This is a genomic window from uncultured Tateyamaria sp. (assembly GCF_947496075.1).
GTDB lineage: Bacteria > Pseudomonadota > Alphaproteobacteria > Rhodobacterales > Rhodobacteraceae > Tateyamaria.
Genome location: NZ_CANMBJ010000002.1, coordinates 278,616 through 305,364, shown reverse-complemented (window position 1 = coordinate 305,364; position 26,749 = coordinate 278,616). Strand labels below are relative to the sequence as shown.

Below are 26,749 nucleotides of genomic sequence, written 5' to 3'. Positions count from 1 at the left end.
TATGCAATGCAGGGCCGTCACCGAACAACGCAGAAACCAGAAACCAGCTGTGATAGACGGACCTGTTGGGCGCAGGTCATCAAGCGATGCGCCAATTGCTATTATTCAGGCCAAACCCCATTTTTTACGGTCGGTTATCTTGCGCGACACGACCACACAGCGTGCTGCCCCGGCCCGGTTGTAAACGCACAGATCCAGCATCCGGAAAATGTGATGCGACCTTGATCCTCCATTTTTGCAAACGTGCCTACGGACCACGTCATTGGAGGAGGATCACTAGGGTCAGGACTCATAGCCAGTAAATGACGAGTGCGGCGAGAGCGATCGCGGACAGGAAGACCTTCGGGCATCTGTCATATCGGGTTCACGTCTCCGCTGACCCGCCTATCCTCCCACTCCAGCCAGAGCAAGCAGAAAGCAGAGCGTCCAACAAGGAGCAGCGCTGATGCAATTTGATGCAGTTTGATTGGCGCTTCAGGCCGCGAAACATAGAATCCTTGCACAAGCAAGAAATTCAACCTTGGATTGAAATTGCACCATCCGATGCAACACTTCAACCCGGGAAAAGATTATGTCTAAACATACAGCGATCTCTTGGTTTTTTAACGAGCGCCCCAGCGATGTATTTACGACAGAAACCCTCACCCTACGGGAACATACTTTGACTGACCTGTTGGAAGGTCAGTTCAGAGTGAAGACCCACTACCTATCCCTCGACGCCACGAACCGTGTGTGGGTGTCGGACTGGGATATCTACATGGATCCCGTACGCATCGGCGATCCAATGCGCGGCTTCGTCGTCGGAAAGGTCATAGAAAGCAGAAACGCCAAATTTCCAGTTGGAAGTTTTGCTTCTGGCATGGGCTCGTGGTCAAACCAGGTGGTTGGCGATGAGACAAGTTTTACGCCTTTCCCAGCGCAAGAAAATCTGGGGCAGGCCTTCGCCGTCACGAGCATCGCGGGTCCCACGGCACATGTCGGCCTGCACCACATCGGTGAGCTGCAAGACAACGAGACAGTTGTTGTCAGTGGAGCGGCAGGAGCCGTGGGGTTGATGGTCTGCCAAATGGCAAAGAGGAAGGGGTGTCGGGTGATTGGCATTGCCGGTTCCGATGACAAATGCCGGATGCTCACAGAAGACTTCGGGATCGACGCGGCGATCAACTACAAAACCCAGGATGTGACGGAGGCCCTTGGCGAGGCTTGTTCAGACGGCATCGACCTGTGCTTCGAGAATGTCGGCGGTGACATTCTTGACGCTTCGCTCACGCATATGCGCGACTTCGGGCGTGTCGTGATTTGCGGGCTGATCTCAAGTTACACTGAAAAGGACCCGGTGCCCGGTCCCTACATGTTCCGCAACATTATCATGCGACGGTTGAGCATGCGCGGCTTCGTGATCCTCGATTACATGGATCTCATGCCGAAAGTGCAGGCCGATCTGGGCGCATGGGTAAAGGCGGGTGAGCTGAGACTGCCGCTTCATGTGGTGGATGGGCTGGAGAACGCGGTGGACGCCGTCAACCTGCTCTATACCGGCGGTAACACCGGTAAGGTGCTTGTGCGCATGGTATAAAACGCTTGGCCGGGTGTGCTGCAGATCACCGCGCTCCTCGGCCTTTCACGAGTGCAGGAAATGCAGGACATCCCCGTCTTTCACCTGATATCCCTTGCCTTCGGCGCGCATCTTCCCAGCGTCCTTGGCCGCCTGCTCTCCTCCCAAGGTGACAAAATCGTCATAGGCAATGGTTTCTGCACGAATGAAACCTTTCTCGAAATCGCCGTGAATGACACCAGCCGCCTTGGGCGCAGACGTCCCAGCCTTGATCGTCCAGGCTCGTGCTTCTTTGGGGCCGACAGTAAAGTATGTTTCGAGATGTAGCAGGTCGTAGCCTGCGCGGATCAACCGATCGAGCCCCGCTTCGCACAGTCCCATTTCCTCAAGGAACATCTGTGCTTCGTCATCCTCAAGCTGGCTGATTTCTTCCTCGATCTGGGCCGAAATCACGACATGGCTGTTACCCTGTGCCGCCGCCATATCAGCCACTTTGACAGAATGGGCATTGCCCTCCGCCGCTTCGGCCTCTCCGACGTTGCAGACATATAGAACAGGCTTGCTGGTGAGCAGTTGCAGCATGGCCCACGCCTTGGCGTCTTCGTCATCCACCTCGACCACGCGGGCCGGTTGACCATCTTCCAGGGCACCAAGCGCTGTTTTCATCAAACGCTCCTGTTGGACTGCTTCCTTGTCGCCACCGCGCACTTTGCGCACGATGTTTTGCAACCGCTTTTCCAGGCTCTCGATATCGGCAAGCATCAACTCCGTCTCGATGGTCTCGGCATCGGCAACTGGATCGACACGCCCCTCAACATGGGTGACATCTCCATCCTCGAAACAGCGCAAGACGTGCGCGATCGCATCAACCTCGCGGATGTTTGCCAGAAACTGGTTGCCCAGCCCCTCGCCCTTCGATGCGCCTTTGACCAGGCCAGCGATGTCTACAAAAGTCATCCGGGTCGGTATGATCTGCTTGGATGCCGCGATTGCCGCCAGCTTGTCCAAGCGGGCGTCAGGAACAGCAACTTCGCCTACATTTGGCTCGATCGTGCAGAAAGGAAAATTTGCCGCCTGCGCGGCCGCTGTCTTGGTCAACGCATTAAAAAGTGTCGACTTGCCCACGTTCGGCAAACCCACAATTCCCATCTTGAAACCCATCTCATCGTCCTTTCAGCCGTTGCGCTGCTTCTAGCAGGACAGTGAACAGGTGCAAGGCGGTGACAGGTTCAGACAAAGTGATCGCGTTTTCTTGAAAGAAATTGAATTGATGCAGCCGCATTGGCCATGGTGGTTCGGGCCGCGGATAGATATTAGCTGCGGCGGAAATTTGGAATTAGGAAGAACAACATGAACCGTATTTATGTTGCCATCATTTCACTGCTGCTCAGCATCACTGCCGCATCCGCACAAGAATTGACCTTTGCGCTTGGGACATCAGACTTTGGCGAAGGCGGACGGGACGGTGCGGCCTTTGATCTTGAGTATCGCCACACACCATTTGTGCAAAAGCGCATTCTTTCCGTCGCTTGGGGCGCAAGCCTTAGCCTCACTGGCGAAGGTGATGCGTTCATAGGCGGTGGTGTCTGGTCACGCTGGCAGTGGAACAGTGGCTGGTTCATCGATAACAGCATCATGCCCGGCCTCTACGAAGAAGGCACGTTTCAGAATTTCCTTGGGTCCACGTTTCAAATCCGATCTCTTCTCGGGGTCGGATACCAGTTCGAAAACGGGCACGCGATCTCTGCGGTAATTTCACACAAATCAAATGCCGACCTGGCAGATGTCAATCCGGGCATGAATGCCTATTCCATCCGGTATCATTTCAAATTCTGACAGTGCTTGCCTTTCCTGCATCGCTTTGGCAGGTGGGACAGGACGGACAGGAGACTGAGATGACAACCCGGATCGACGCCAAATTCGCGGCCCTGGCAGCCGAAGGACGCAAGGCTTTTGTGTCGTACATCATGGCGGGTGACCCCGACTACGATACATCCCTCGAGGTCGTCCGGGGATTGCCGGCAGCGGGCGTGGACATCATTGAGCTTGGTCTGCCCTTCACGGACCCGATGGCCGATGGACCAACCATTCAACTTGCCGGGCAGCGTGCGCTCGAAGCCGGTATGACGCTTGACCGCACACTCGACCTGGCGCGCAGCTTTCGGGAAACAGATGACACGACGCCCATCGTTCTCATGGGCTACTACAATCCGATCTACTCCTGTGGCGTCGACGCCTTTCTGACAAAGGCAAAGGACGCAGGAATCGACGGCCTGATCGTCGTTGACCTCCCGCCCGAAGAAGACAGCGAATTGTGCATCCCGGCGCAAGACGCGGGCCTGAACTTTATCCGGCTGGCCACGCCCACAACCGATGACAAGCGCCTGCCGCGCGTGCTGCAAAACACGTCCGGCTTTGTGTACTACGTATCAATCACCGGCATCACCGGTGCCGCCGAAGCCGAGGCAGGCGATGTGGGTCCCGAAGTGGCACGGATCAAATCCGCCACCGACCTGCCGGTGATTGTTGGCTTTGGCATCAACACGCCTGAGAAGTCCAAGGCCATCGCATCGGTGGCAGACGGCGCAGTTGTGGGCTCGGCCATCGTGAGCCGGATCGCAGCCGGTGACAGCGTCGATACGGTGCTGGCCTTTGTCAAAACGCTGGCGGATGGTGCACACGCCGCCTGACCCACTCAAGAAACAGACTTCCCGCCTTGCGGGAAATTTCTGAAATCATTGAGTTTTTTTACAAATGTGGCACAGTTGTACGAGTACCTGAACAGTGGTTAACGATGTCGAACGACTTACGATCCCCATCTGAAGTTTCAGAGCATCTGCTTGCGCGCACCGGGACTGCATTGATGTCGGGAGATTTTGAAAGCTTTGCCCAGTGCTTCTCTTTTCCCTACGATCTGGAAACGCTTGAAGGGCAGCGCCAGATACACACCCGTGCAGATCTGAAGACCACATTCGACGCGGTACACGCTCACCTGGTCAAACAGCAGGTGACCATAATGGCCCGCCATTGCGTGTCAGCAAGCTTCCGAAGCGATAACGAAGTTGCAGCGACACATGAAACCCGGCTGCTCAGTCGGGATATTCTGGTGCAGCAACCTTATCCTGCATTCTCGCTCCTGAAACGGGGCGCGGATGGGGAGTGGCGGATCACCTGCACGTCCTATGTCATCGTCGATTCGGCAGAATTGAACTGCGCATTGCAAGCCGGCTAGGTGGCGGTTGCCCCTCGGCACATCTCAACATGTGATATGGCCGCGGCGACTGCCTCTTCAATCGACATATCAGAGGTATCAATGACGCGCGCACCCACTGCAGGCTTCATCGGGGCCGCATCTCGCTCGCTGTCCCGCGCATCCCGAATACGCACATCTTCCAGCACCTGCTCCAGGGTGCGGTCATCGCCCTTTCCGGACAATTCCTTCCATCGGCGCTCCGCCCGCACCTCGGCGCTCGCGGTGACGAACAGCTGCGCTTCGGCATCGGGGTAGATCACCGTACAGATGTCCCGCCCATCCAGAACCGCACCACCGGGACGGCGGGCAAAATCCCGTTGAAAGTCCAGTAGGGCGGCGCGCACCTCTGGTATGACAGCAACACGGCTGGCCGCCTGCGCCACCTCTGCCGTGCGCAGCCGATCATCCTCAAGCGCCTCAGGCAACAACGCCCGCGCCGCCTCAATCGGGTCCGCCCCGTCCAGCGCCAACGCCCCAACCGCCCGGTACAACAACCCGGTGTCCAGATGCGCAAATCCGAAATGCGCGGCAATCGCGCGGCTGATTGTCCCCTTGCCTGCCGCCGCAGGCCCATCAATCGCAACGGTGAAAGGCGCGGAACTCATGGATCAATCGCGACGCAACTGCGCGCCAAGCCCACCCATCAGCGGCTCGAAAATCGGAAAAGACGTGGCAATCGGCCCACCATCATCCACCGACATCGGCTGCTGCGTGGCCATCCCCATGACAAGGAACGACATGGCAATCCGGTGATCCAGATGGCTGGCACAGGTCACGCCGCCCGGTACATTGCCATGACCCAGGCCAGTCACCGTCCACCAATCCGGCCCATCCTCAACGGTCACACCTGCGGCACGCAAACCGGTCGCCATCGCGTCGATCCGGTCACTTTCCTTGACGCGCAGTTCCTTCACCCCGGGCATGTGCGTTCGACCTTTGGCAAAGGACGCCACAACCGACAGCACAGGATATTCATCAATCATGCTGGCTGCACGCTCCGCAGGCACCTCAATGCCCACCAGATCGGGCGAGAACCGGACGCGCAGATCGGCCACTGGCTCCCCGCCCTCTTCCCGCTCATTCTCATAGACCAGATCCGCACCCATCTCGCGCAGCGTGGTGAACAGCCCGGCCCGAGTCGGGTTCAACCCAATATTCGGCACCAAAACATCCGATCCGGGCACAATCAGCGCCGCACAGACCGGAAACGCGGCCGAGGACGGATCGCGCGGCACATCAATATGCAGCGGCTTCAGCTCCGGCTGCCCTTTCAAGGTGATGACACGGCCCGCGTCTGTCACCTCGGTCGAAATCTCGGCCCCGAACCCCGCCAGCATCCGCTCGGTATGATCGCGGGTGGCCTCGGCCTCGATCACCACCGTCTGCCCGGGCGCATTCAACCCCGCCAGCAGCACGGCGGACTTCACCTGCGCCGAAGGCACCGGCACGGTGTACTCCACAGGCACCGGGTCTGCGGCCCCCACCAAGGTCATGGGCAAACGCCCCCCAGACCGGCCCACAGCCTCACAACCAAACAGCGCCAGCGGATCGGTCACACGCGCCATCGGGCGACCGTTCAAGCTGGCATCGCCGGTAAACGTCACGGAAATGGGGGATGTCGCCATCGCCCCCATGATCAGGCGCACCCCGGTGCCGGAATTGCCGCAATCAATGACCTGATCAGGCTCGGCAAAGCCCCCCACACCAACACCATGCACAGACCACGACCCGCCGCCATGGTTGATCACCTCGGCGCCAAAGGCCTGCATGGCCCGGCCCGTGTCCAACACATCCTGCCCTTCCAGCAACCCGGTGATCGTGGTCTCCCCCACGGCCATAGCCCCCAGGATCAGGGACCGATGCGAAATGGACTTGTCGCCCGGCACGTCTGCAGTCCCCGACAAGGGCCCACAGGCAGAAGAGGTCATGGGTATCGGATCACCGTGGCTGGACATGTTTGCGCTCGCATCAATTCTTTCGGCGCAGACCTACCCCGCCCGCACAAGCCCGTCCAGACCGCGCACGCGCCTGTCTCTTCTTCTGGCTGAAAATACCTCGGGGGAGCGCGGAACGCGCAGGGGGCAGCGCCCCCAAGATCTCCCTAGGAAACCCGCCGAAAGGTCAGATAATGCGGCACCCGCCCCTCGCGCAGCGCCTTCTGCTCATAGCGCGTGCTGATCCAGTCGTCCCACGGCACCCGCCAATCAGCAGGACGCTCGGCCAGCCATTCAAAACCGGCCTTGGGCACCTCTTCCAACGTCTGGCGTACATAGTCCGGGATATCCGTCGCCACACGAAAGATCGCCCCGGGCTTCAACAGGCGGGCCAAGGGCTCCAGATGCTCCGGCGTCACGAAACGGCGGCGGTGATGGCGCGCCTTGGGCCACGGATCGGGATAAAGCAGAAAGGCCCGGTCAATCGACGCCTCGGGCAGCACATCCATCAGCTCCCGCGCATCTCCGGGATGCACCGCCAGATTGTCCACCCCGGCCCGCCGGATCTTGCCCAGCAGCATCGCGACACCGTTGATGTACGGCTCCGCGCCAATGATGCCCACATCCGGGTTCTGAGCGGCCTGATGCACAAGATGTTCGCCACCGCCAAAGCCAACCTCAAGCCAGACGGGCTTCCCCCCAAACAGCGCATCCAGATCAAGCGGATCACGCGCCGGATTGTCCTCCCAGGACACGGGCCCCGGGGACAAGGCGGCAAGGTCCTCATCCAGATAACGTTTCTGACTGTCCTTCAGGGCCTTGCCCTTCAGACGTCCATAGAAGTTGCGGTGTGGGCGTTCTGTCATGGGCGCGCATGTATCGCGCCACCCGCGCCGGGGCAATGGCGTAAGGCGCAGGTGTCCTGCGCCACCCCGGCATCAATCGCGTGCGGCGTCCAAATATGCACGCAGATCGCTCAACACCGGTCGGATCTCGACCAACCGCGCCACGTCAAACTCTCGGGTGAGCTTCGCGAAGTCAGGCCCAAGGGCAGCAATCACCTCGGCGCGCAGATCGCGGCCTGCCTGCGTCAGCCAAACGCGCTTTGATCGCCCATCCTCGGGATTGGGCCGTGTTTCCACCAACCCATGTGCCTCCAGCCCCTTCAAAGTGTGGGTCATAGATGTCTTGGGCACTTGAAAGGCGCGCGCCATCTCCATCGGCGTGCGCCCATCCGACACACGGGTAAGATGGTTCAACACGGAAAAATGCGGGGCAATCAGCCCATACGGAAGCCGCGCCTCAAGGATGGCGCGGCTCAACTGTTCGATGATGCCGATCTCGTTGAATACTTCGAAAAAGACCGACGGGTCAGTGTCATGCATGCACGATCTTGCTTTCCAAATCCCAACGCGGGCTGTGCGGCACAGCCGCGCCATAGCCCAATCGCCCCAACATTTGCACGGTTTCGCCCCCCTGCGCCAGCATCCCATGCGCTTCGTCGTAAAGGGCAGCCATCTCCGGGAATTCCTGCAACGCCTGGCTCATCGGCTGCATGCCCAACCCGGCGGCTGTGGCGGCAAGGTTCAGGCGCAACCAATCGCGCCCCGCCGTGATCTGATCGGCGCGGCTGTTGCCCGCCGTCGTCAGCCAGACATAGGCCATGCCGATCATCGCCGTGGCCTTCACCATCTCAAGCCCCCGCCTGTAAGACAGCCCATCCCGGTCCATCGCCGCCTCGCGATTGAACAGACCAGCCAGGCGCAGGGCCTCGAATTGCGGCCCGGAAAAGTCGATGCCATCTGGGTTCGCATCCACCTCGCGATGCCCGATCCGGAACAGGTCCACGCTTTCCTTGTAAGTGCGCGGCGTCTCGAACTCGATGTCAAAGGCGCGGGCGGTCAGCAGGCGCAGGGCCGCAACGCGGTCCGGATCATTGCCGGTCTCAACGCCCGACCCCCGGATGACCGGTGCCATGATGCTCTGCAACACCGCCTGCGCCACGGGCTGCGCGGTGTCATATGGCTCTTTCAACGATCGCCGATCCATCACATGCGCAAACAAAGGCGACGGCTCTGCCGCGCCAGGCGTGAACCGCGCCACGGCCACCCGGCGATTGTCCAGCGCGGTCGTGTCCTCTCCATCCGGAAACACATCCAGCTCCACCCCAATCCCATCCTGCGCCGCGGCCAGCACCATCAGCTCCAGGAAACAGCCCAGGCCCACCACAATCTGACGGCTGAACGGGTCGGTATGGGGCAACAAGCGATCCGTATCGACACGCAGCGTGACCTCGCCTGCGGTGCGCAGATCAACCTGCCAGGGCTGCCGGTTGTGCGGGTTCGGGGCGAGGATGGCATAGGACAGCGCCCGCATCCGGGGCTCGGTATAGGTGCCCGCAAGCGACCACGGTTTCAGGGCGGTCTGCGGCGTGCGGGTCACGGCAAACGCCCCGGCACCAGAGGCGGCGAGGATCGATCCACCTCCAATCAGGGCAAGCGTTTTACGACGGGATAGGGGCATTGGCGTCTCCATTGGTGCGATTTCGAACTATATAGCTGATATAATGCGATATCGCACAAAACAAGTCCCATTTCGTACTACACCCTAAACGCCACATCATCTCTTGTCTGAAATGCACCAAATTGGTAAGCAAACCTAACCAATACCGAAGGTTCGCCATGCCCGTCATCACCAATATCGAAGATCTCAAGCGCCTCTACGAACGCCGCGTGCCCCGGATGTTCTATGACTATTGCGAATCCGGAAGCTGGACCGAGCAGACATTCCGCGACAATTCCTCCGATTTTGATGACATTCGCCTGCGCCAGCGCGTGGCCGTCGACATGTCCGGGCGCAGCACCGCTTCCCAGATGATCGGGCAGGACGTCGCGATGCCCGTGGCCCTCGCCCCCGTTGGCCTTACCGGCATGCAGCACGCCGACGGAGAGATGAAGGCGGCGCGGGCGGCAGAAAAATTCGGCGTTCCCTTCACCCTGTCGACGATGTCCATCAACTCGATCGAGGATGTGGCAGGCTTCACCAACGCCCCCTTCTGGTTCCAGCTTTATACGATGAAGGATCAGGACTATGTCAGCCGCCTGATCCAGCGGGCCAAGGATGCGAACTGTTCGGCCCTCGTCATCACGCTCGATCTGCAGATCCTTGGACAGCGGCACAAGGATCTGAAAAACGGCCTCTCCGCCCCGCCCAAGCTGACGGCCAGGACACTTGCGAACCTCGCCACCAAATGGGCCTGGGGCATCGAAATGCTGTCAGCCAAACAGCGCGAGTTCGGCAACATCGTGGGCCACGTGGACGGGATCAGCGATGCTTCATCCCTGGGCGCGTGGACGGCAGAGCAGTTCGACCCGACCCTCGATTGGGACAAGGTCGCCAAGCTGAAAGAGCAATGGGGCGGCAAGGTCATCCTCAAGGGCATTCTGGATGCGGATGACGCGAAAATGGCGCTCAAGGTCGGTGCCGACGCCATCATCGTGTCAAACCACGGCGGGCGACAACTTGATGGTGCGCTGTCCTCCATCCGCGCCCTGCCCCCGATCCTCGACGCCGTGGGCGATCAGATCGAAGTGCATCTCGACAGCGGGATCCGCTCCGGTCAGGACGTGCTCAAGGCGTTGGCGATGGGTGCAAAAGGCACCTATATCGGCCGTGCCTTTGTCTATGGGCTGGGCGCCATGGGGCAGGCTGGCGTGACGGAAGCACTAAACGTGATTCACCGCGAGCTGGAAACGACAATGGCCCTGTGTGGCGAGACGAACGTGGCCAATCTCGGGCGGCATAATCTTCTGGTGCCCAAAGGCTTCGAAGGCCAGTGGCAGTAAGGGATTTCGCCTCATTATACTGAGGCGACCGGCTGGGGCTCTGCCCCAGACCCCGCGGTATTTTCAGCCAGAAGAAGACATGGACGTGGTGCGCGCCGTCAGCATCCGGCTCCATGCAGGCAACAGGATGGCCGCGACCGCAAACATGATGCCCGCGATGACATAGAAGGATACGCGCAAGCCAAACCCTTCGGCCACGAAGCCCATGATGACCGGCCCAAGGAAGAACGCAGCGTATCCCAGTGCTGCCGCCTGGCTAATCGCCGCCAGACGATATTTTGGACGCACGGCCTGCCCCACAAGGCCAAGCGCCAGTGGGCCGACAACCGAAACCCCCAAGCCCCCCAGCAGGAAGCCAAGGTAGGCCGTGCTCAACCCCGGTGCCATACCCGCCAGCGCAAGCCCGAAGCCTGCGATGCAGGACGCCAGCATCATGACGCGCAGTGGCGGCCAACCTGCCCCGAACACATGCCCGCCAAGGCGGCCAACAGCCATGCCAACCGCCAGCAAGGCCGGGCCCATCGCGCCCTCTGCCGGGCCACCGCCCAGCGTGCGTTCGACATGCAGCGCGGACCAGCCTTCGGATGCCGCTTCGCCCAGGAAGGCTGCCAGAACCACAAGTCCACCGACCCACACAAGGGCACGGGGCATGCCCGTCGCGTCCTGTGCGTCTTCCTCGGCCTGCGCGCGCATGGGCAGCACCATCCACGGGAACAGGACGGCGACGGCCAAGCCCATGGCAGCAAAGACCGCGACGGGGCCAAACCCGCCCTCACGCGCAATCCCAACCCCGATCGCGGCCACCGCATAGGCAACCGAGAACAAGCCGTGGTTCAGATTCATCAGACTGCGGCCCGTATCCGCCTCGGCCTCGCTGACCTCGGCATTGGCCAACACATCCGCAATGCCGGAGCCCCCGGCCGCAAAGAAAAGCGCGATGCCAATGACAATGGGCGTATGCGCAGCACCGGCCAACACGAACCCCGCCACCATGCAGGCCGCCCCCACGATCATCGCCCACCGCCCGAACAGACGATAGAACAATGGTGCGAGCCACATCGCCATCAATGCACCGGTCGACCCGATCAGGATCAGCGTGCCCCAGGCCCCGTCGCCCACGCCCACCTGCGCCTTGATCACAGGCATCTGCGCCGAAAACGCGGCCCAGCCAAAGCCAACGACAACAAAGCCCGCCAAAGCGCGGCGAGACGCAAAGAGATCGCTCAATATCCGCATGACCAAGCGGTGACACGGGCCGCTGCCATGGTCCAGCCCCAGACTGCGCATTTTGCATCTTTTCAAGCGGCGGGAACCGGTCTAAGACGCAGCCTTCACGCGGGGTGACAGCCTTGGAGGCACCCTGCCCTAACTTTGGAGAAATACTATGGCTGGAGAGATTCCTGATCTCGAAGCCCTGGAACGTACGGGGACAGGCAAGGGCGCCGCTCGTCAGGCCCGCCGCGACGGCATGGTTCCAGGGATTGTTTTTGGTGGTGACAACGATCCGCTGCCAATCAATCTGCCCTTCAACAAGCTGCTGAAAATGTTGAAAGCCGGTCGCTTCAAGTCGACCCTGTTCAACATGAAGGTCGACGGCCACGACGACGTGCGCGTGATCTGCCGCGACGTGCAGCGCGACGTGGTCAAGGACCTGCCGACGCACGTGGACTTCATGCGCCTGCGCCGCACCACCAAGATCAACCTGTTCATCGGTGTTGATGTGGAAGGTGAAGACGTCTCGCCCGGCCTGAAAAAAGGCGGCGTGCTGTCGCTGGTCCGCCCCGAGGTGGAACTGGTCGTGACAGCCGGTGATATCCCTGAAAGCATCAGCATCGACGTCAGCGAAGCCGAAGTCGGCGACAGCATCACCATCTCGTCGGTGACACTGCCCGCAGGCGCCAAGCCGACCATCGACCGTGACTTTGTGATCGCGACGATCACCGCGCCGTCCGGCCTGCGGTCTTCCGAGAACGAAGAAGGTGCTGAGGACGAAGCCGAAGAGGCCACCACCGAAGAGGGTGGTGAAGAATAAAGCGTCCTGCCACGGACCAATAGTACGAGGGCCGCTCCTGATCGGGGCGGCCCTTTTGTTTTGGGGTCAGGCCACCGATCCTTAACAAAACGTAACCCCCTCGGCGCAAAGGTTAATGCATACCAATGCGTTAACGGCCATGGGACGGGCAATGTGCGCAATTTGGTGGTGAAACTGTGCAGTTTGCGGAAAACCGGTCGAAACCCGGGGATTTCAGACCGGCCGAATATCGCGGTTTAAGCCTGAAACTGTGCAGTTTCATCCGCCACATCGCGTAAACCCCCATCGCACGGTGCGTTTAGACTTGGCTGGACCACCCATGCCCCCTTCCCTATGCTGCGCTGCAATATCAAGTGAGGACCGCAATGAAACTCATCGTCGGACTGGGAAACCCAGGCGCGAAATATGCCCGGAACCGACACAATATCGGGTTCATGGTTCTGGACCGGATTGCCACGGATCATGGCTTCCCGGCGTGGAAATCCAAGCATCAGGGCGTCGTGTCCGAAGGCCGATTCGGGTCCGACCGCGCGGTCCTTCTGAAGCCCGAAACCTACATGAACAAGTCGGGTGACAGTGTGGGGGCCGCGATGCGGTTCTACAAGTTAGATGCAGAGGATGTCATTGTTTTACATGACGAAATCGATCTTGCCCCCGGCAAGGTACGCTGGAAAGTGGGCGGTGGTCACGCCGGTCACAACGGGCTGCGATCCCTGCATGCACATATCGGTGCCGATTATGCTCGCGTCCGTCTGGGGGTCGGCCACCCGGGCCATAAGGATGCCGTGCCCGGCTATGTGCTGCGCGACTTTCCCAAGGCTGATGAGGCATGGCTTGATGACGTGATCCGCGGATGTTCAGACGGCGCGCCGCATCTGGCGACCGGGGATGGGCCAAAGTTCATGAATGCCGTTGCCCTGCGCACCGCCCCACCACGGTCGGGGTCAGGCAGGGAAAAGCCTGAAAAACCAAAGACTTCGGAAGATATTCAAACCAAGGAGGCAGACACACGATCCGCTCTTCAGAAACTGATGGACCGTTTTTCATGACGTTGACCCAAGCCTTCCTCGATCAATCCGAAACCTGCACCCGTATGGGCTCCCCCCTCATGGGACGTGTGTTGAAAATCCTCGCAAATCGATGGGACGCAACCAGCGCATTGGGTCAGAAAATGGAGGGATATCAGGGGGATATTGGCCCGGCCGGCCATTCCCTGCCTCTACGGATCGGAGGCGGTCTGCACGCACTTGTGCTGCAGGCCAAGGACCCCGCCCTCGTGGCCGCCTATCCTCCGAATATAGCAGATGATGCAACCCTTGAGACAGCTGTCGTTAATGCCCTGAAAACAAGTGAGGATTTCCTCCTCGACTGGACACTGAACGCACCCCAGACAAATGAAGTCCGGCGCAGCGCTGCGCTGATTGCCATGGCCCGGGTAGCGACGTCTTACTTCGATCGACCAATCGTTCTGTCCGAGCTGGGCGCAAGCGGTGGTTTGAACCTGATGTGGGATCATTTCGCGCTCCAAGCAAACGGTGACCGCTTCGGCCCGCAAGATGCTGTGCTGACACTGGAACCAGAATGGTCAGGCCCCACACCACCAACCAGTCACCCACACGTCGTCGACAGGTCAGGCGTGGACCTCAATCCGTTGAATCTCAATAATAAAAATGACACGTTGCGTCTGCTATCCTACCTCTGGGCAGACCAGCCACACCGGGTGGAACTGACGCGCGGCGCCATGTCGATCCTGTCAGCACAGGTGGACAAAGGGGACGCCATTGACTGGCTCGAAACCCGCCTCGCTTCCGCGCCCGAAGGGCATATGCACATGATCCAACACACGGTCGCCTGGCAGTATTTTCCCAAAGAAAAACAAGATTATGGCACAGTATTGATCGAAGCGGCGGGCGCAAATGCAACGCCGGAAACACCTCTTGCCTGGATGCAAATGGAGACCGATGGTGACACCACTGGCGCGATTGGCGCGGCTCTGACCTTGCGGCTCTGGCCCGGTGACGTCACCTTGAACCTCGGTCGTGCCGACTTTCACGGTCGCTGGATCAACTGGACAGGCTGACGCAGGGGCACAATTGCCTGACGATGCGGCCCTGTGAATAAATGCGCGGGGTGGAGGATAAAGATGCGAATTGTTTTAAAATGGATAGTCCGTGCAATCATTGCGTTGATTATTGCAGTTGCGTTGGTTGGTTTTTGGAAGCGAGAGGAGATCATGCGATTGCTCGCAGTCAACTCGTTATTCAACGAAGATCGGATCGTGTCGAATTTCTCCAACATGGATGGGGCATTTCTCCACAGAGAAATCTCCAACGGCTCGGGACCAGTCAGCCCGTTGCTCGTGGGCGCGGCCATGGATATGCCCACCACCTATGAAACCTGGGTCACCGACAGGACAGTCACATCGACGCTGGTGCTTAAAGACGGTCAAATCGTGCACGAGGCGTACTACCAAGGCACGAAACCCGATGACCGGCGGATCAGCTGGTCCGTCGCAAAAAGCTATCTCTCAGCCCTGTTCGGCATTCTGGTTGATGAAGGTGCCATCACATCACTGGATGCCCCGGTCACAGACTACGCGCCCATGCTCAAAGGTGGAGCCTATGATGGCGCCACGATCCGTAATGTCCTGCAAATGACGAGCGGCGTCACATTTGACGAGGACTACCTTGATTATGACAGCGATATCAATCGGATGGGCCGTGTTCTAGCCTTGGGCGGCAGGATGGATGACTTCGCAGCCGGGCTGACCGAAACCTTCGTCCAGCCGGGCGAGACGTGGCAATACACGTCAATCGACACCCATATTGTTGGAATGGTTGCGCGCGGCGCCACGGGGCGCGATATCCCCGATCTGATGGCGAAAAAGCTGATTGAGCCGCTCGGGCTTGAACACTCCCCCCTCTACCTGACAGACGGCGTCGGTGTCGCCTTTGTGCTTGGCGGTCTGAATATCACCACGCGGGACTACGCCCGTTTTGGGCAGATGATCCTGCAGAACGGCTTGTGGCAAGGCCAACAGATCGTGCCCGCAGACTGGATCGCTGCCTCGACCCACGCCAGCGCGCCGACAGAACCGGGTCGCATCGGTTACGGGTATCAATGGTGGATTCCAGCTGGCGCAACCGAGGGTCAGTTCATGGGGCGTGGTATCTACGGGCAATACCTCTATATCGATCAGCAGGCAGGTGTCGTAATCGTCACGACTGCGGCTGATCGCCAGTTTCGCGAAGCGGGCGTGAATGATGCCAACATCGACATGTTCCGCGAGATCGTGGTCGCAACGGAGTGAGAGATGGAACCGGATGAAAGCGTCAACGTGCTGGGCACTGCACTGCAAGCCTGCGGCATGGACCCTGTCACCGGCTTCTTCCGGGATGGGCATTGCAATACCTGCGCCGCAGACCAAGGCAGTCACACAGTATGTGCGGTGATGACGGCCGAATTCCTCGCGTATTCAAAATATGTTGGCAATGACCTGAGCACACCGCGCCCTGAATTCCGCTTTGCAGGGCTAAAGCCCGGCGACAGCTGGTGCTTGTGTGCCTCCCGCTTTCTACAGGCCCACGACGAAGGCTGCGCACCAAAAGTGTCGCTCGCCGCGACACACCAACGCGCGCTAGACATCGTGCCATTGGATGTTCTGCAGCAACACGCAGCCTGAATAGCATGAGCGCTACCTTTTCTGCATAAAATCAATATCTTTCCGGAAGTCCGGGCAACCTTACCAAAGGAACGCAACGTCATCGCCAAGTTGACGTTTGGTCCGCCTGCCCCTTCGATTGACGTAAAAAACCTGCCTCTCGCACGCTGCAACTACACGCATTGGTAGCGTGCCCAGGGAGGAAAACATGGGACTATTTGACTATCGCGGTCAGGATGGCCGCACACTTGTGCAAGACGCAATGGCACTGATCGACTACTCGTATCACGGTCTGTTCGCGGGGGAGCGTGAACGGTATCTCGAAGATGGGTATAATCCGTTCAGTGTCGCTGGCACCGGCATTGAGGTGTTGTTCGGCGCCGACAGTGGCGCCCGCAATGACCTTGCCGTTTCGAATGTGACAACCGCTGGATGGACAGTATTGACGGCGGCAGATTTGGGTTTGCCAAACAGCCGCACCGATGCGTTCCACACCTTTTCGGGCGTGACTCCTCAATTCAAGAATGCTCAGGCCGATGTGCTCGGAAAATACGATGCCGCAGGGAATCTGGCGGAAATCGGATTTGTTATTCGCGGCACATCGGGCCCGATTGACAGTCTCATCGGCGACACTGCGGGCGACGTAGTCGACTATCTCGAGTTTCTAAGCGCTAATCCAAATTACACGCAAGAAGCGTTCTCAGACGTGCTAACGGCGATCCATGATCTTGCGCAGACCAATGGACTGGATGCGAATGATATCCTGGTGACAGGTCATTCGCTTGGTGGCGGAGCGGCCGTGAACTTGGCCGAGACCAGCGACAGCTTTCTCGACGGCTTCTTTGTCGATGCCAACTACATCGGCGCCGCCGCACACTACGTGGTTGAAAATGGCGCAGCCATCCTATCAAACGGGGCCGAGGTTTTCACGTTCGACTTCGAAAACGACCCGATTGGCGGAGCCATTGTCGACGGCATCCCGCAGCTTTTGGGCAATTCCAACGACTACGCGTTCAGCACGAACAACGTCGTATTGTTCAACGACCTCTATGATACGCCGGTTTTCTCGGCAGGGGCGTCGCCTGTTAACCTTCTGGCGTGGACAGCTCATCTCGATCACGCCTATCTCAATGCGTTCAATACCATTCTGCGGTCCGAGTTCTATGACGAGCTTGACCGTGACAGCGTGATCGTGATCGCAGATCTGTCGGACCAACGCCGTGACACCACATGGGTCGAGGACATCAACCTGTTCTTCACCTCGACCGGTCACCACGGCGGCGACGCCTATGTTCTCGGCTCACTCTTTGACGACCGTTTGCGCGGACAGGAAGGCGACGATGCGCTGGAAGGGTTCGCTGGCGATGACTGGCTTAAAGGCGGGCGTGGCAACGACCGTTTGCAGGGCGGCACCGGAAACGACAAACTGGAAGGCGGACGCGGAAATGACGTTCTTACAGATGGAGACGGTCAGGATACGTTGAATGGTGGCTCGGGCGCGGACGTATTTGTGCTCAGCTACGACGGGGACACAGACCGCATCGAGTCGTTCGAACAGGGACAAGACCTGATCGATGTGTCAGATTGGGGTGCGACCTCATTCAGTCAACTCGACATACGGCAAACCGGGTGGGACAACGTGACAGTGCGTTTCGGGTCCGAAACGCTGATTGTGGATGATGCAAGCAACCGGTTCTGGTTCGACCTGGGCGAAAACGACTTTGTTTTGGCCTAAACCATCATGGTTTGAGGGGCTCCGCGCCCCTCAAACCCCTGCGTGGATTCACTCGACGTTGCGCCCTTCCGGCCCAGACATATCAAAGCCCAGGTGGCGCGCGACCGTGAAGATATCCTTGTCTCCGCGCCCACACATGTTCATGCAGATGATGTGATCGGACGGAAGCTCCGGAGCGATTTTCATCACATGGGCCAGCGCGTGGCTGGGTTCGAGTGCTGGAATGATCCCTTCGGTCGTGCAGCACAGCTGAAACGCTTCTAGCGCCTCAACATCGGTGATCGACACGTACTCTGCCCGCCCGATGTCATGTAGCCAAGCGTGTTCGGGCCCGATACCGGGATAGTCAAGGCCAGCCGAGATCGAGAAGCCTTCGAGGATCTGTCCATCGTCGTCTTGCAGCAGATAGGTACGGTTGCCATGCAAGACGCCGGGGCGTCCGCCGGTCAGCGACGCACAATGCTCCATCTTGGCATTCACGCCCTTGCCGCCCGCTTCGACGCCGATGATCCCAACCTCTTTCTCATCGAGGAACGGGAAGAACAGACCCATTGCGTTTGATCCGCCGCCGATGGCTGCGATGAGCGTGTCGGGGAAGCGCCCCTCGGCCTCAACCATCTGTTCACGCACTTCCTTGCCGATGATGCTTTGGAAATCACGGACCATGGCCGGATACGGATGCGGACCTGCCACGGTGCCGATGCAGTAGAACGTATCACGGACGTTGGTCACCCAGTCGCGCAGGGCGTCATTCATCGCGTCCTTGAGCGTGCCGCGGCCCGACGTCACCGGGATCACTTCCGCGCCCAGCAACTTCATGCGGAACACGTTGGGGGCCTGACGTTCAACGTCGTGCGCGCCCATGTAAACAACGCATTTCAGACCGAACTTCGCACAGACGGTGGCCGTGGCAACACCGTGCTGCCCTGCCCCGGTTTCGGCGATGATCCGGGTCTTGCCCATACGGCGGGCCAGGATGATCTGGCCCAGCACGTTGTTGATTTTGTGCGCGCCGGTGTGGTTCAGCTCGTCCCGTTTCATATAGATCTTGGCACCGCCTAGATGTTCGGTCAGGCGTTCGGAAAAATACAGAGGGCTGGGACGACCCACATAGTGCTTCCACAAATGGTCCATCTCAGCCCAGAAACTATCGTCAGTCTTGGCCTTTTCATATTCCTCTTCCAAGGACAGGATCAGCGGCATCAGCGTCTCGGACACGAACCGTCCGCCAAAATCGCCAAAGCGCCCGTTTTCATCCGGGCCGGTCATGAAGGAGTTGAAAAGATCGTTGGCCATCGCGCACCTCACTTGCAGAGCCTTTGACCTAGCGGGGTTAGTGGGCCGGGTAAAGGGTCAGCTGACGGCCTTTGCGACCGCCATAAAGTCGCGGATCAGGCCCGCATCCTTCTGACCGGGCGCCGTTTCCACGGCAGAGCTTAGATCAATCTGCCGCGCACCCGTCGCAGCCACTGCTTGCGCAACGTTTTCCTGGGTCAATCCGCCGGCCAACATCCACGGTACGGGCCAGCGCCGACCGGCAATCAGGCTCCAGTCAAATGTCTGCCCATTCCCACCGGGTCGATCAGCTCCCTTGGGGGCTTTGGTGTCGACCAGTATCTGGTCCGCCACCCGGCCATATAAGTCCAGAGCCTCAATATCAGAAGCATCCGCCACCCCTACTGCCTTCATGACGGGCAGACCGTAGCGTTTCTTGATCTCTGACACACGTTCGGGTGTTTCCTGACCATGCAATTGCAGCATGTCCAGCGGCACAGTCGCGGTCAACTCGTCCAGGAATGTGTCATCAGGATCGACAACAAGTGCAACCTTCGCAACGCCTGGCGGGACAGCCAGTGCAAGCGTTCGAGCCGTTTCCAATGTTACGTTGCGCGGAGACTTCGGGAAGAAGACAAAGCCAATGTACTTGGCGCCCGCGTCCACCGCTGTAGACACGTGCTCGGGGCGGCTCAGGCCGCAAATTTTGACAGACACGCCGGGCATATTGAGTGCTTAGCTGGCTTCGTCCAAAAGCGCCAGCACCTCGTCCTTGCCTTCGTGCTTCTCGGATTTAAGGCGCTTGACCTCACGGTCCAGCCGCCGCACTTCGCGTGCGTTGCGGGAATTCTCAGCGCGGACGGTGTGTTCGCGCATCCACTCCCACACGAAACCAACCAACAAGCCCGCAACTATCCCGCCAAAGATCACGACGAACAACGGCAGTTCAACAGTCGGAGCGACTGCAAAGAGACCCGCAATCTCGGTCGGAAGCAACTTGAGCGTCACCATACCGCGATTGGCCAGCGCAACGGCAATCAAAGCCACGGCAAAAATGGCAATGCAGGCATAGCGAATGTAGCGCATCAAGCTTTCCCGTTCAGACGATCACGCAGCAACTTGCCCGTCTTGAAGAAGGGTACGTGCTTTTCTTCGACTTCCACGGTTTCGCCGGTGCGGGGGTTCCGACCAGTACGCGCATCCCGCTTCTTGACGGAAAAAGCACCAAAGCCGCGCAACTCGACGCGATCCCCGCGCGACATCGCGTTTGTCACTTCGTCAAATATGGTGTTCACGATCCGCTCCACGTCTCTCTGATACAGGTGTGGATTTTCATCTGCGATCTTCTGGATCAACTCTGACCGGATCATCTTTAATTCCTCCCGAGGGACTCGGTTTTTTGTCTTTATGCGTCCGGTAACTATAGGAACAAACGGGCCTTTCGGGAATAGCCCCATTTTGGGCGAAGTCAGTTTTTTTGATGTCTGAACAGGACCATGGCACGAAAATCAGCATTGATCCGCTGCCGTGTCCAGCGATGCAGCATTGTGCACAGCCAAACCGATACGTGATTCGATACCATGTTCCGGACAGCAAAAGGGGCCCCGCAGGGCCCCTCGCGAACTTGTCAGTTGGACAAAGTCTTATTCGTCGCCCTTCAGGGCTGCGCCAAGGATGTCACCCAGCGATGCGCCGCTGTCGGACGAACCATACTGTTCCACGGCTTCTTTCTCTTCGGCAATTTCACGTGCCTTGATCGAGACGCCCAGACGGCGCGTCTTGCTGTCGATGTTGGTGATGCGGACATCAACCTTGTCACCGACCGAGAACCGCTCGGGGCGCTGTTCGGCGCGGTCACGCGACAGGTCGGAGCGGCGGATGAAGGATTTCATGCCTTCGTATTCCACTTCGACACCGCCATCTTCGATAGCTGTCACTTCCACGGTCACGATCGAGCCGCGCTTCACGCCGCCCACGGCTTCGGCAAACTTGTCACCGCCAACCGCTTTGATCGAAAGCGAGATGCGCTCTTTCTCGACATCCACCTCGGACACAACCGCGTGGACCATGTCGCCCTTGCGGTAATCCTGAATGGCTTCCTCGCCACGCTGGTCCCATGACAGGTCGCTGAGGTGAACCATGCCGTCGATGTCGCCTTCGAGGCCAACGAACAGACCGAATTCGGTGATGTTCTTGACTTCGCCTTCGACCTCGGTGCCCTCGGGGTGCGTTTCTGCAAACACTTCCCATGGGTTGCGCATGGTCTGTTTAAGGCCCAGGGACACGCGGCGCTTGGAACCGTCGATTTCCAGAACCATGACTTCGACTTCTTGCGAGGTCGAAACGATCTTGCCGGGATGCACGTTCTTCTTGGTCCAGGACATTTCGGACACGTGAACGAGGCCCTCGACACCGGGCTCCAGCTCGACGAACGCACCGTAGTCGGTGATGTTGGTCACGCGGCCAGTGTGGGTCGATTCCAGCGGGTACTTCGCGGCCACCAGATCCCATGGATCTTCCTGCAACTGCTTCATGCCCAGGCTGATGCGGTGGGTTTCTTTGTTGATCTTGATGACCTGCACCTTGATCGTCTCACCGATCGTGAGGATCTCGGACGGGTGGTTCACCCGGCGCCATGCCATGTCTGTGACGTGCAGCAGACCGTCAACACCGCCCAGATCAACGAACGCACCGTATTCAGTGATGTTCTTGACCACACCATCGACGTTCTGACCTTCGGTCAGGTTGCCGATAACTTCAGCACGCTGCTCGGCACGCGATTCTTCGAGGATCGCACGACGCGACACAACGATGTTGCCACGACGACGGTCCATTTTCAGGATCTGGAACGGCTGCTTCAGACCCATCAGCGGGCCTGCGTCACGCACGGGGCGGACGTCAACCTGAGAGCCGGGCAAGAAGGCCACGGCACCGCCGAGGTCGACAGTGAAGCCACCCTTGACGCGGCCAAAGATGGCCCCTTCGACGCGGGCGTCGTCGGCATATGCTTTTTCCAGGCGGTCCCAGGCTTCTTCGCGGCGGGCCATCTCGCGCGAGATGACGGCTTCGCCACGGGCGTTCTCGGCGGCGCGCAGGTAGACTTCTACCTCGTCACCAACGGAGATTTCTGGTGCTTCGCCGGGATTTGCGAATTCTTTGAGCTCGACGCGGCCTTCCATCTTGTAGCCTACGTCGATGATGGCTTGGCCTGCCTCGATGGCGAGAACCTTGCCTTTGACAACAGAACCCTCTTCGGGCGTGTCCATTTCGAAGCTTTCTTGCAGGAGGGCTTCGAATTCCTCCATCAATTTATCAGCCATGTGGCGTCGTTTTCCTAACTATGTTCAGTTTTACGGGCCGCGCGGTTGTCTCCGCCGGTCTTGTCAAGTTGAGCTATTGGCCAACACGTCGCGTTGGGACAAACGAGTTAAGGGCCACCGATGAACCGGGGCCCTGCATTTCCTCGTGACTCGTCACGCCGCGTCAACGGGCGCGGTATAGATCAGCTCGGTCAAAGTGACAAGACGCATCGCGGTCAAGCCATTCGAACGCTCAGCATCATAACCTCCGCCACCATGCAACTTTGTCGGTCAGTCGAAGGGTCGGTAAGTCACGGGGCGACCGAAATTAGCATGCGCTTAAGACACAAGACCGAATTGACAACCCGAGACCAAAGTCATAATGACTACCACTGGGGGTAGCACGCAACTCTAACCCCCAAAAAACAGGGGAAAATTCACGACCCCTCCCGAACAACAATTCTCACTTGGACTATCCTGGGGAAGAAGATGGACTATTACGAATCGGGATTTGAACCGGATAATAACGACTTTTCAAGCAATTACAGCTACGATGCCGTTTCCAAGAACGGCTCGACTACTGCAAGACTGGATGTACGCCCTCGAAGTAACGTGGTGCCTTTCCCGCTTATTACCCAGCGAAATGATCAGCCCGAGAACAATACCGCCAGCGGACCAAATGATGCATTCGCCCCGCATACGGGTGATGATCTGTGGGCACGGGACGTTTTTCTGATTTGTCCAAGCGGCTCCAACGCAACGTCTATGCTGACTGAGTTGTCTGACAGCATGCAGTCCCTCACGATCCTGAACCAGTTTCGATCAGCACTACAATTGGCTGCGCGCTGCGACGGATCCGAAACCCTGCTCGCTGTTGATCTGGATATGATCCCGGACCTCGATGGTACAATCGCCGATCTCGCCAAGCTTCGGCATGCCAACAGCACACTGGCAATTCTGATCATGTCACGCTCCTTCGTTGAAACGGATTTGCACCCGCATCACTCCTACATCGCGGATGCAAGTCTGCGCCTGCCAGCTTCGAAATATGAGACGTCGGTTGCCCTGCATTTTGCAGTGACAAACGCGTTTTTCCGAACGTGCTACGATGATGGGGCATAGAGAACTGGAAAACTTACTGAATAGCGGCAGGAGACGCGGTTTCCTGCCGATTTGTTGTTGTCGAAATGACTATGCGTTGATTACAACGTCTGGATGCGATGGTGTGGCGTTAAAGGTGTAAAGTGGATACAAAAATACTAGGGCAGATCGCACAACTGCGCTCACTGCTCGAAGAGATGGAGAAGGATTTCGGAATGCATGAGTTGTCGCGCAATGAGCGTGACATCGTCTTAGCGTTCTGTGCATGTATCAAAGAGAATAAAGCTGGCGACGAGATGTGTTCGACGGATGTGGTTCGAGCCAACCCGATCGTGAAAGAGATTTCGCAGCCAACTTTTCACAGAACTCTCAAACAGTTGATCAAACGGGGATTGATCGAGCGGTGCGAGGGGTTTCCAATGGGTCTTTATCGGCTCTCTGATCGCGCGTCAGGCCAGTTTTAGAGGGCTGGCCGCCCAAACAGCAAAGCAAAGTGCTTGTCAAACCCCGTAAATCAACCCATTCGCCTTACGAACGATTTCGTTGTGAAAACCGCTTTGCACAGCGGCGCTCTTGTGATCGCGTATGTCGTGACTTGGGAACTGATCATGCCCGGGCAGAAGCTTTTCATGACGATGCTGCCCACTCTGGCAACGCTGTTCTACCTGCCCTTCGGAATAAAAGTCATATCAGCCTTTTTTGAAGGATGGCGCTCAATCATCTACATGACGCCCGGCATTGCAATTGGCAACATGTACTGGGTGAACATGCCTTTTGACGCACTCACCACTTACGCGGCATGGGCTGCCAGCTATGGAACAGCACCCGCCATATTCGCCATGCTCGACTGGACCATTCGTAACGATCGCCGAAACGTAACAGCCGGGCAGGCATGGCGCACGATGATTGTGGGCGGGGCCGCCTCGTCCGTTATCATCTCGGTCCTGGTGCACGTCATTAGGCACCGGAACATCCCGCAGGATGACTTTATCGTAAGCATGCTCAAATACATGATCGGCGACATGCTTGGGCTGTTGGCCATCCTTGCGTTGCTCATGTGCGTCTTCCGCTACATGCGAAAAGCGCGGCACTAGAAAACGTAGATCTCAAATCTCTTCACCAAGTTCCTGAAGCTCTTTCAGAAGCTCTTGATAGATTCCGTTGCTATCGCCACCCCCGAACACGGTGGCGCCTCCAGAATAGGTTTGACCATATGTTCGCGCCACATTGATCGTTTGGACAAATGCCGACAACAGCTGATCTTTCTCCAGGGGGCTAAGCGGATGGATGAACACGCCCCAAAGCCGCCCTTGCGCCACGGCATAGCGCGCATCAAGCGCACTATCGAAATTGGCCTGCATCAAACGCATCAAGTCTTCCGCGCTCAGTCCGTCAGCAGACCGAATAGGCACCATGGCGCGCATCCGGTCTGCGGCCGGATCTGCAATCACAATGACTGGTATATCGTCGATGGTGAACTGAATGGCGTTGCCGGCAGGCTGCGCTTCCGGATCAATGGCGCGAATGATCTCTGCCATGCGCAGCATCGTCATTGGCGGTTCCACCGGTGCGCTGGGAAGTGCATCGGAATCCGGAAGCACTTCGGCCTCGGATCCGGTCTGCGGCGTTGTTTGCGCGTGCACCGCACCAAAGATAGCCATTCCACCTAGTATGGCCGCCATGCAAGTCGTGCGAAAAAGTCCCATAAGCCAATGCCTTCTATCTGCGAACAGGTAAAAGCTAGGTCAGGTCGGGCTCAAATACCAACCACCGTTTGGTGATAGATTGAAACAGACGCAGCTGAAAGCCGCGCCTGCTATGTCTTAGACAGCCGCCTTCAGGGCGTCGGTCAAGTCGGTTCGCTCCCAGCTAAAACCACCATCAGCATCTGGCGCGCGGCCAAAGTGGCCATACGCTGCGGTGCGCTCGTAGATAGGCTTGTTCAGAGACAGATGTTCGCGAATACCACGCGGGGTCAGATCCATGGCCTGTGCCACGGCAGCTTCGATTACGGCATCTGCAACCTCGCCCGTACCGAACGTGTCGCAATAGATCGACAGCGGTTTCGACACACCGATGGCGTAACTCAGCTGAATGGTGCATTTGTCGGCCAGTCCCGCAGCAACCACGTTTTTAGCCAGATAGCGGGCGGCATATGCGGCCGAGCGGTCCACCTTGGTCGGGTCCTTGCCGGAGAATGCGCCGCCGCCATGCGGAGCGGCCCCGCCATATGTATCCACAATGATTTTGCGACCAGTCAAACCGGCATCACCATCCGGACCACCAATGACAAACTTACCAGTGGGATTCACGTGCCATTCGGTTGCATCCGTCAACCAGCCATCAGGCAGCACCTCTTCGATGTAAGGAGCTACGGTGGCACGGATATCTTCACTGCTCAGAGTTTCGTCCAAGTGTTGTGTCGACAGGACCAACGAGCCGATCCCAACGGGCTTGCCATCGCGGTAGATCACCGACAGCTGCGACTTGGCATCTGGCCCCAACACGGGCTCCGTACCGTTTTTGCGGACCTCGGCCAATCTGCGCAGGATCGCATGTGCATATTGGATCGGTGCAGGCATCAGATCAGGTGTTTCATTCGTGGCATAGCCAAACATGATCCCCTGATCTCCTGCGCCTTCGTCCTTGTCCGCTGCAGCGTCTACACCTTGCGCGATATGCGCAGATTGTTCATGCAGCAGGTTCGTTACCTCGCAGGTGGCGTGGTGAAACTTGTCCTGCTCGTAACCAATGTCTTTTATGCAGGCGCGGGCAATTTCATCGATCTTGCCCATGTAGTCATGAAGTTTACCCTGATCGCTCAGCCCGACCTCACCGCCAATGACGACGCGATTGGTTGTGGCAAATGTCTCGCAAGCAACACGGGCTTCGGGTTCTTCGGCAAGAAATGCATCCAGCACTGCATCTGAAATTCGGTCGCAAACCTTATCTGGGTGGCCCTCGGAAACGGACTCCGAGGTAAAAATGTAATTCTGACGGGACATAAGCGCTCCATTGGGTTAATCCGCGTCACGTCAGGAAGCCGTTGTGACGGGGTC

The 26,749-nt window shown here is 58.4% G+C and carries 28 protein-coding genes and 1 riboswitch; of the genes, 14 read left to right on the top strand and 14 right to left on the bottom strand.

Features of this window, described 5'->3' with window-relative positions; all coding sequences use genetic code 11:
• Nucleotides 1-571 precede the first annotated feature (571 nt).
• Entirely contained in the window at nucleotides 572-1,576 is a 1,005-nt protein-coding gene (locus Q1A51_RS05420) for an NADP-dependent oxidoreductase (RefSeq protein ID WP_299599079.1), read from the top strand.
• A 45-nt stretch (nucleotides 1,577-1,621) separates the two neighbouring features.
• Here the strand turns inward: Q1A51_RS05420 and ychF are convergent, their stop codons facing one another.
• Nucleotides 1,622-2,716: a redox-regulated ATPase YchF gene (gene ychF / locus Q1A51_RS05415; RefSeq protein ID WP_299599082.1), complete on the bottom strand. Its 1,095-nt coding sequence runs from the start codon at nucleotides 2,714-2,716 to the stop codon at nucleotides 1,622-1,624.
• A gap of 189 nt (nucleotides 2,717-2,905) precedes the next feature.
• Between ychF and Q1A51_RS05410 the strand changes: the two genes are divergently transcribed.
• The 3 genes from Q1A51_RS05410 to Q1A51_RS05400 are packed head-to-tail and all read left to right on the top strand — an operon-like array spanning nucleotide 2,906 to nucleotide 4,787.
• Nucleotides 2,906-3,391 (top strand): acyloxyacyl hydrolase, encoded by a 486-nt coding sequence (locus Q1A51_RS05410; RefSeq protein WP_299599085.1) that lies wholly within the window; start codon nucleotides 2,906-2,908, stop codon nucleotides 3,389-3,391.
• A 59-nt stretch (nucleotides 3,392-3,450) separates the two neighbouring features.
• Complete coding sequence (gene trpA, locus Q1A51_RS05405; protein ID WP_299599088.1) at nucleotides 3,451-4,245, top strand: tryptophan synthase subunit alpha; 795 nt, start codon at nucleotides 3,451-3,453, stop codon at nucleotides 4,243-4,245.
• A 26-nt stretch (nucleotides 4,246-4,271) separates the two neighbouring features.
• Entirely contained in the window at nucleotides 4,272-4,787 is a 516-nt protein-coding gene (locus Q1A51_RS05400; RefSeq protein ID WP_299202065.1) for a hypothetical protein, read from the top strand.
• Here the strand turns inward: Q1A51_RS05400 and Q1A51_RS05395 are convergent.
• From Q1A51_RS05395 to Q1A51_RS05375, 5 genes are all read right to left on the bottom strand, one after another.
• A complete protein-coding gene (locus Q1A51_RS05395; protein ID WP_299599092.1) occupies nucleotides 4,784-5,413 on the bottom strand; it encodes a d(CMP) kinase in 630 nt (209 codons plus the stop codon). The genes Q1A51_RS05400 and Q1A51_RS05395 overlap by 4 nt on opposite strands.
• A gap of 3 nt (nucleotides 5,414-5,416) precedes the next feature.
• Nucleotides 5,417-6,763: a 3-phosphoshikimate 1-carboxyvinyltransferase gene (aroA, locus tag Q1A51_RS05390; RefSeq protein WP_299599095.1), complete on the bottom strand. Its 1,347-nt coding sequence runs from the start codon at nucleotides 6,761-6,763 to the stop codon at nucleotides 5,417-5,419.
• Between the two features lie 146 nt (nucleotides 6,764-6,909).
• The gene (gene trmB, locus Q1A51_RS05385) at nucleotides 6,910-7,608 is read right to left on the bottom strand and encodes a tRNA (guanosine(46)-N7)-methyltransferase TrmB (protein WP_299599098.1); all 699 of its coding nucleotides are present in this window, start codon (nucleotides 7,606-7,608) and stop codon (nucleotides 6,910-6,912) included.
• 72 nt (nucleotides 7,609-7,680) lie between these two features.
• Nucleotides 7,681-8,127 (bottom strand): MarR family transcriptional regulator, encoded by a 447-nt coding sequence (locus Q1A51_RS05380; protein WP_299599101.1) that lies wholly within the window; start codon nucleotides 8,125-8,127, stop codon nucleotides 7,681-7,683.
• On the bottom strand, nucleotides 8,120-9,265 hold the full coding sequence (locus Q1A51_RS05375; protein WP_299599103.1) for a twin-arginine translocation pathway signal protein: 1,146 nt from the start codon (nucleotides 9,263-9,265) through the stop codon (nucleotides 8,120-8,122). The genes Q1A51_RS05380 and Q1A51_RS05375 overlap by 8 nt, the downstream gene beginning before the upstream one ends.
• Nucleotides 9,266-9,423: 158 nt before the next feature.
• Here Q1A51_RS05375 and Q1A51_RS05370 point away from each other — a divergent pair, with 158 nt between their 5' ends.
• Nucleotides 9,424-10,587 carry an alpha-hydroxy acid oxidase gene (locus Q1A51_RS05370; RefSeq protein ID WP_299599105.1) on the top strand — a complete coding sequence of 388 codons (1,164 nt, stop codon included), beginning with the start codon at nucleotides 9,424-9,426 and terminating at the stop codon, nucleotides 10,585-10,587.
• Nucleotides 10,588-10,650: 63 nt separating this feature from the next.
• Here Q1A51_RS05370 and Q1A51_RS05365 read toward each other — a convergent pair whose 3' ends face one another.
• Nucleotides 10,651-11,823 (bottom strand): MFS transporter, encoded by a 1,173-nt coding sequence (locus Q1A51_RS05365; protein ID WP_299599107.1) that lies wholly within the window; start codon nucleotides 11,821-11,823, stop codon nucleotides 10,651-10,653.
• A 148-nt stretch (nucleotides 11,824-11,971) separates the two neighbouring features.
• Here Q1A51_RS05365 and Q1A51_RS05360 point away from each other — a divergent pair, with 148 nt between their 5' ends.
• The 6 genes from Q1A51_RS05360 (at nucleotide 11,972) to Q1A51_RS05335 (ending at nucleotide 18,015) form a co-directional block, all read left to right on the top strand.
• Nucleotides 11,972-12,619 carry a 50S ribosomal protein L25/general stress protein Ctc gene (locus Q1A51_RS05360; RefSeq protein WP_299599109.1) on the top strand — a complete coding sequence of 216 codons (648 nt, stop codon included), beginning with the start codon at nucleotides 11,972-11,974 and terminating at the stop codon, nucleotides 12,617-12,619.
• Between the two features lie 365 nt (nucleotides 12,620-12,984).
• On the top strand, nucleotides 12,985-13,668 hold the full coding sequence (gene pth / locus Q1A51_RS05355) for an aminoacyl-tRNA hydrolase (RefSeq protein ID WP_299599112.1): 684 nt from the start codon (nucleotides 12,985-12,987) through the stop codon (nucleotides 13,666-13,668).
• Nucleotides 13,665-14,699: a DUF2332 family protein gene (locus tag Q1A51_RS05350; RefSeq protein ID WP_299599116.1), complete on the top strand. Its 1,035-nt coding sequence runs from the start codon at nucleotides 13,665-13,667 to the stop codon at nucleotides 14,697-14,699. The genes pth and Q1A51_RS05350 overlap by 4 nt, the downstream gene beginning before the upstream one ends.
• 63 nt (nucleotides 14,700-14,762) lie before the next feature.
• On the top strand, nucleotides 14,763-15,929 hold the full coding sequence (locus Q1A51_RS05345; protein WP_299599119.1) for a serine hydrolase: 1,167 nt from the start codon (nucleotides 14,763-14,765) through the stop codon (nucleotides 15,927-15,929).
• Between the two features lie 3 nt (nucleotides 15,930-15,932).
• Entirely contained in the window at nucleotides 15,933-16,301 is a 369-nt protein-coding gene (locus Q1A51_RS05340) for a DUF2237 domain-containing protein (protein WP_299202032.1), read from the top strand.
• Between the two features lie 187 nt (nucleotides 16,302-16,488).
• A complete protein-coding gene (locus Q1A51_RS05335) occupies nucleotides 16,489-18,015 on the top strand; it encodes a hypothetical protein (protein WP_299599124.1) in 1,527 nt (508 codons plus the stop codon).
• A gap of 48 nt (nucleotides 18,016-18,063) precedes the next feature.
• Here the strand turns inward: Q1A51_RS05335 and trpB are convergent, their stop codons facing one another.
• The 5 genes from trpB to rpsA all read right to left on the bottom strand — a co-directional run bounded on the left by trpB (nucleotide 18,064) and on the right by rpsA (nucleotide 22,610).
• Nucleotides 18,064-19,311: a tryptophan synthase subunit beta gene (trpB, locus tag Q1A51_RS05330; RefSeq protein ID WP_299202027.1), complete on the bottom strand. Its 1,248-nt coding sequence runs from the start codon at nucleotides 19,309-19,311 to the stop codon at nucleotides 18,064-18,066.
• 57 nt (nucleotides 19,312-19,368) lie between these two features.
• A complete protein-coding gene (locus Q1A51_RS05325; RefSeq protein ID WP_299599128.1) occupies nucleotides 19,369-20,016 on the bottom strand; it encodes a phosphoribosylanthranilate isomerase in 648 nt (215 codons plus the stop codon).
• A 9-nt stretch (nucleotides 20,017-20,025) separates the two neighbouring features.
• Nucleotides 20,026-20,376: a LapA family protein gene (locus tag Q1A51_RS05320; RefSeq protein WP_299202021.1), complete on the bottom strand. Its 351-nt coding sequence runs from the start codon at nucleotides 20,374-20,376 to the stop codon at nucleotides 20,026-20,028.
• Entirely contained in the window at nucleotides 20,376-20,660 is a 285-nt protein-coding gene (ihfB, locus tag Q1A51_RS05315; RefSeq protein ID WP_076626727.1) for an integration host factor subunit beta, read from the bottom strand. The genes Q1A51_RS05320 and ihfB overlap by 1 nt, the downstream gene beginning before the upstream one ends.
• Nucleotides 20,661-20,933: 273 nt before the next feature.
• Entirely contained in the window at nucleotides 20,934-22,610 is a 1,677-nt protein-coding gene (gene rpsA / locus Q1A51_RS05310; RefSeq protein ID WP_299202017.1) for a 30S ribosomal protein S1, read from the bottom strand.
• 468 nt (nucleotides 22,611-23,078) lie between these two features.
• Here rpsA and Q1A51_RS05305 point away from each other — a divergent pair, with 468 nt between their 5' ends.
• The 3 genes from Q1A51_RS05305 to Q1A51_RS05295 all read left to right on the top strand — a co-directional run bounded on the left by Q1A51_RS05305 (nucleotide 23,079) and on the right by Q1A51_RS05295 (nucleotide 24,784).
• The gene (locus tag Q1A51_RS05305; RefSeq protein WP_299202013.1) at nucleotides 23,079-23,711 is read left to right on the top strand and encodes a hypothetical protein; all 633 of its coding nucleotides are present in this window, start codon (nucleotides 23,079-23,081) and stop codon (nucleotides 23,709-23,711) included.
• 122 nt (nucleotides 23,712-23,833) lie between these two features.
• Nucleotides 23,834-24,154 (top strand): hypothetical protein, encoded by a 321-nt coding sequence (locus tag Q1A51_RS05300; RefSeq protein ID WP_299202010.1) that lies wholly within the window; start codon nucleotides 23,834-23,836, stop codon nucleotides 24,152-24,154.
• Nucleotides 24,155-24,280: 126 nt separating this feature from the next.
• Nucleotides 24,281-24,784, top strand: a complete 504-nt coding sequence (locus Q1A51_RS05295; protein WP_299202005.1) for a hypothetical protein — start codon at nucleotides 24,281-24,283, stop codon at nucleotides 24,782-24,784.
• Between the two features lie 12 nt (nucleotides 24,785-24,796).
• Here the strand turns inward: Q1A51_RS05295 and Q1A51_RS05290 are convergent, their stop codons facing one another.
• Nucleotides 24,797-25,351 (bottom strand): hypothetical protein, encoded by a 555-nt coding sequence (locus Q1A51_RS05290; protein ID WP_299202002.1) that lies wholly within the window; start codon nucleotides 25,349-25,351, stop codon nucleotides 24,797-24,799.
• A 162-nt stretch (nucleotides 25,352-25,513) separates the two neighbouring features.
• Nucleotides 25,514-26,695 carry a methionine adenosyltransferase gene (metK, locus tag Q1A51_RS05285; protein WP_299599139.1) on the bottom strand — a complete coding sequence of 394 codons (1,182 nt, stop codon included), beginning with the start codon at nucleotides 26,693-26,695 and terminating at the stop codon, nucleotides 25,514-25,516.
• A gap of 3 nt (nucleotides 26,696-26,698) precedes the next feature.
• Nucleotides 26,699-26,748, bottom strand: a riboswitch (SAM-SAH riboswitch).
• Nucleotide 26,749: the final 1 nt, after the last annotated feature.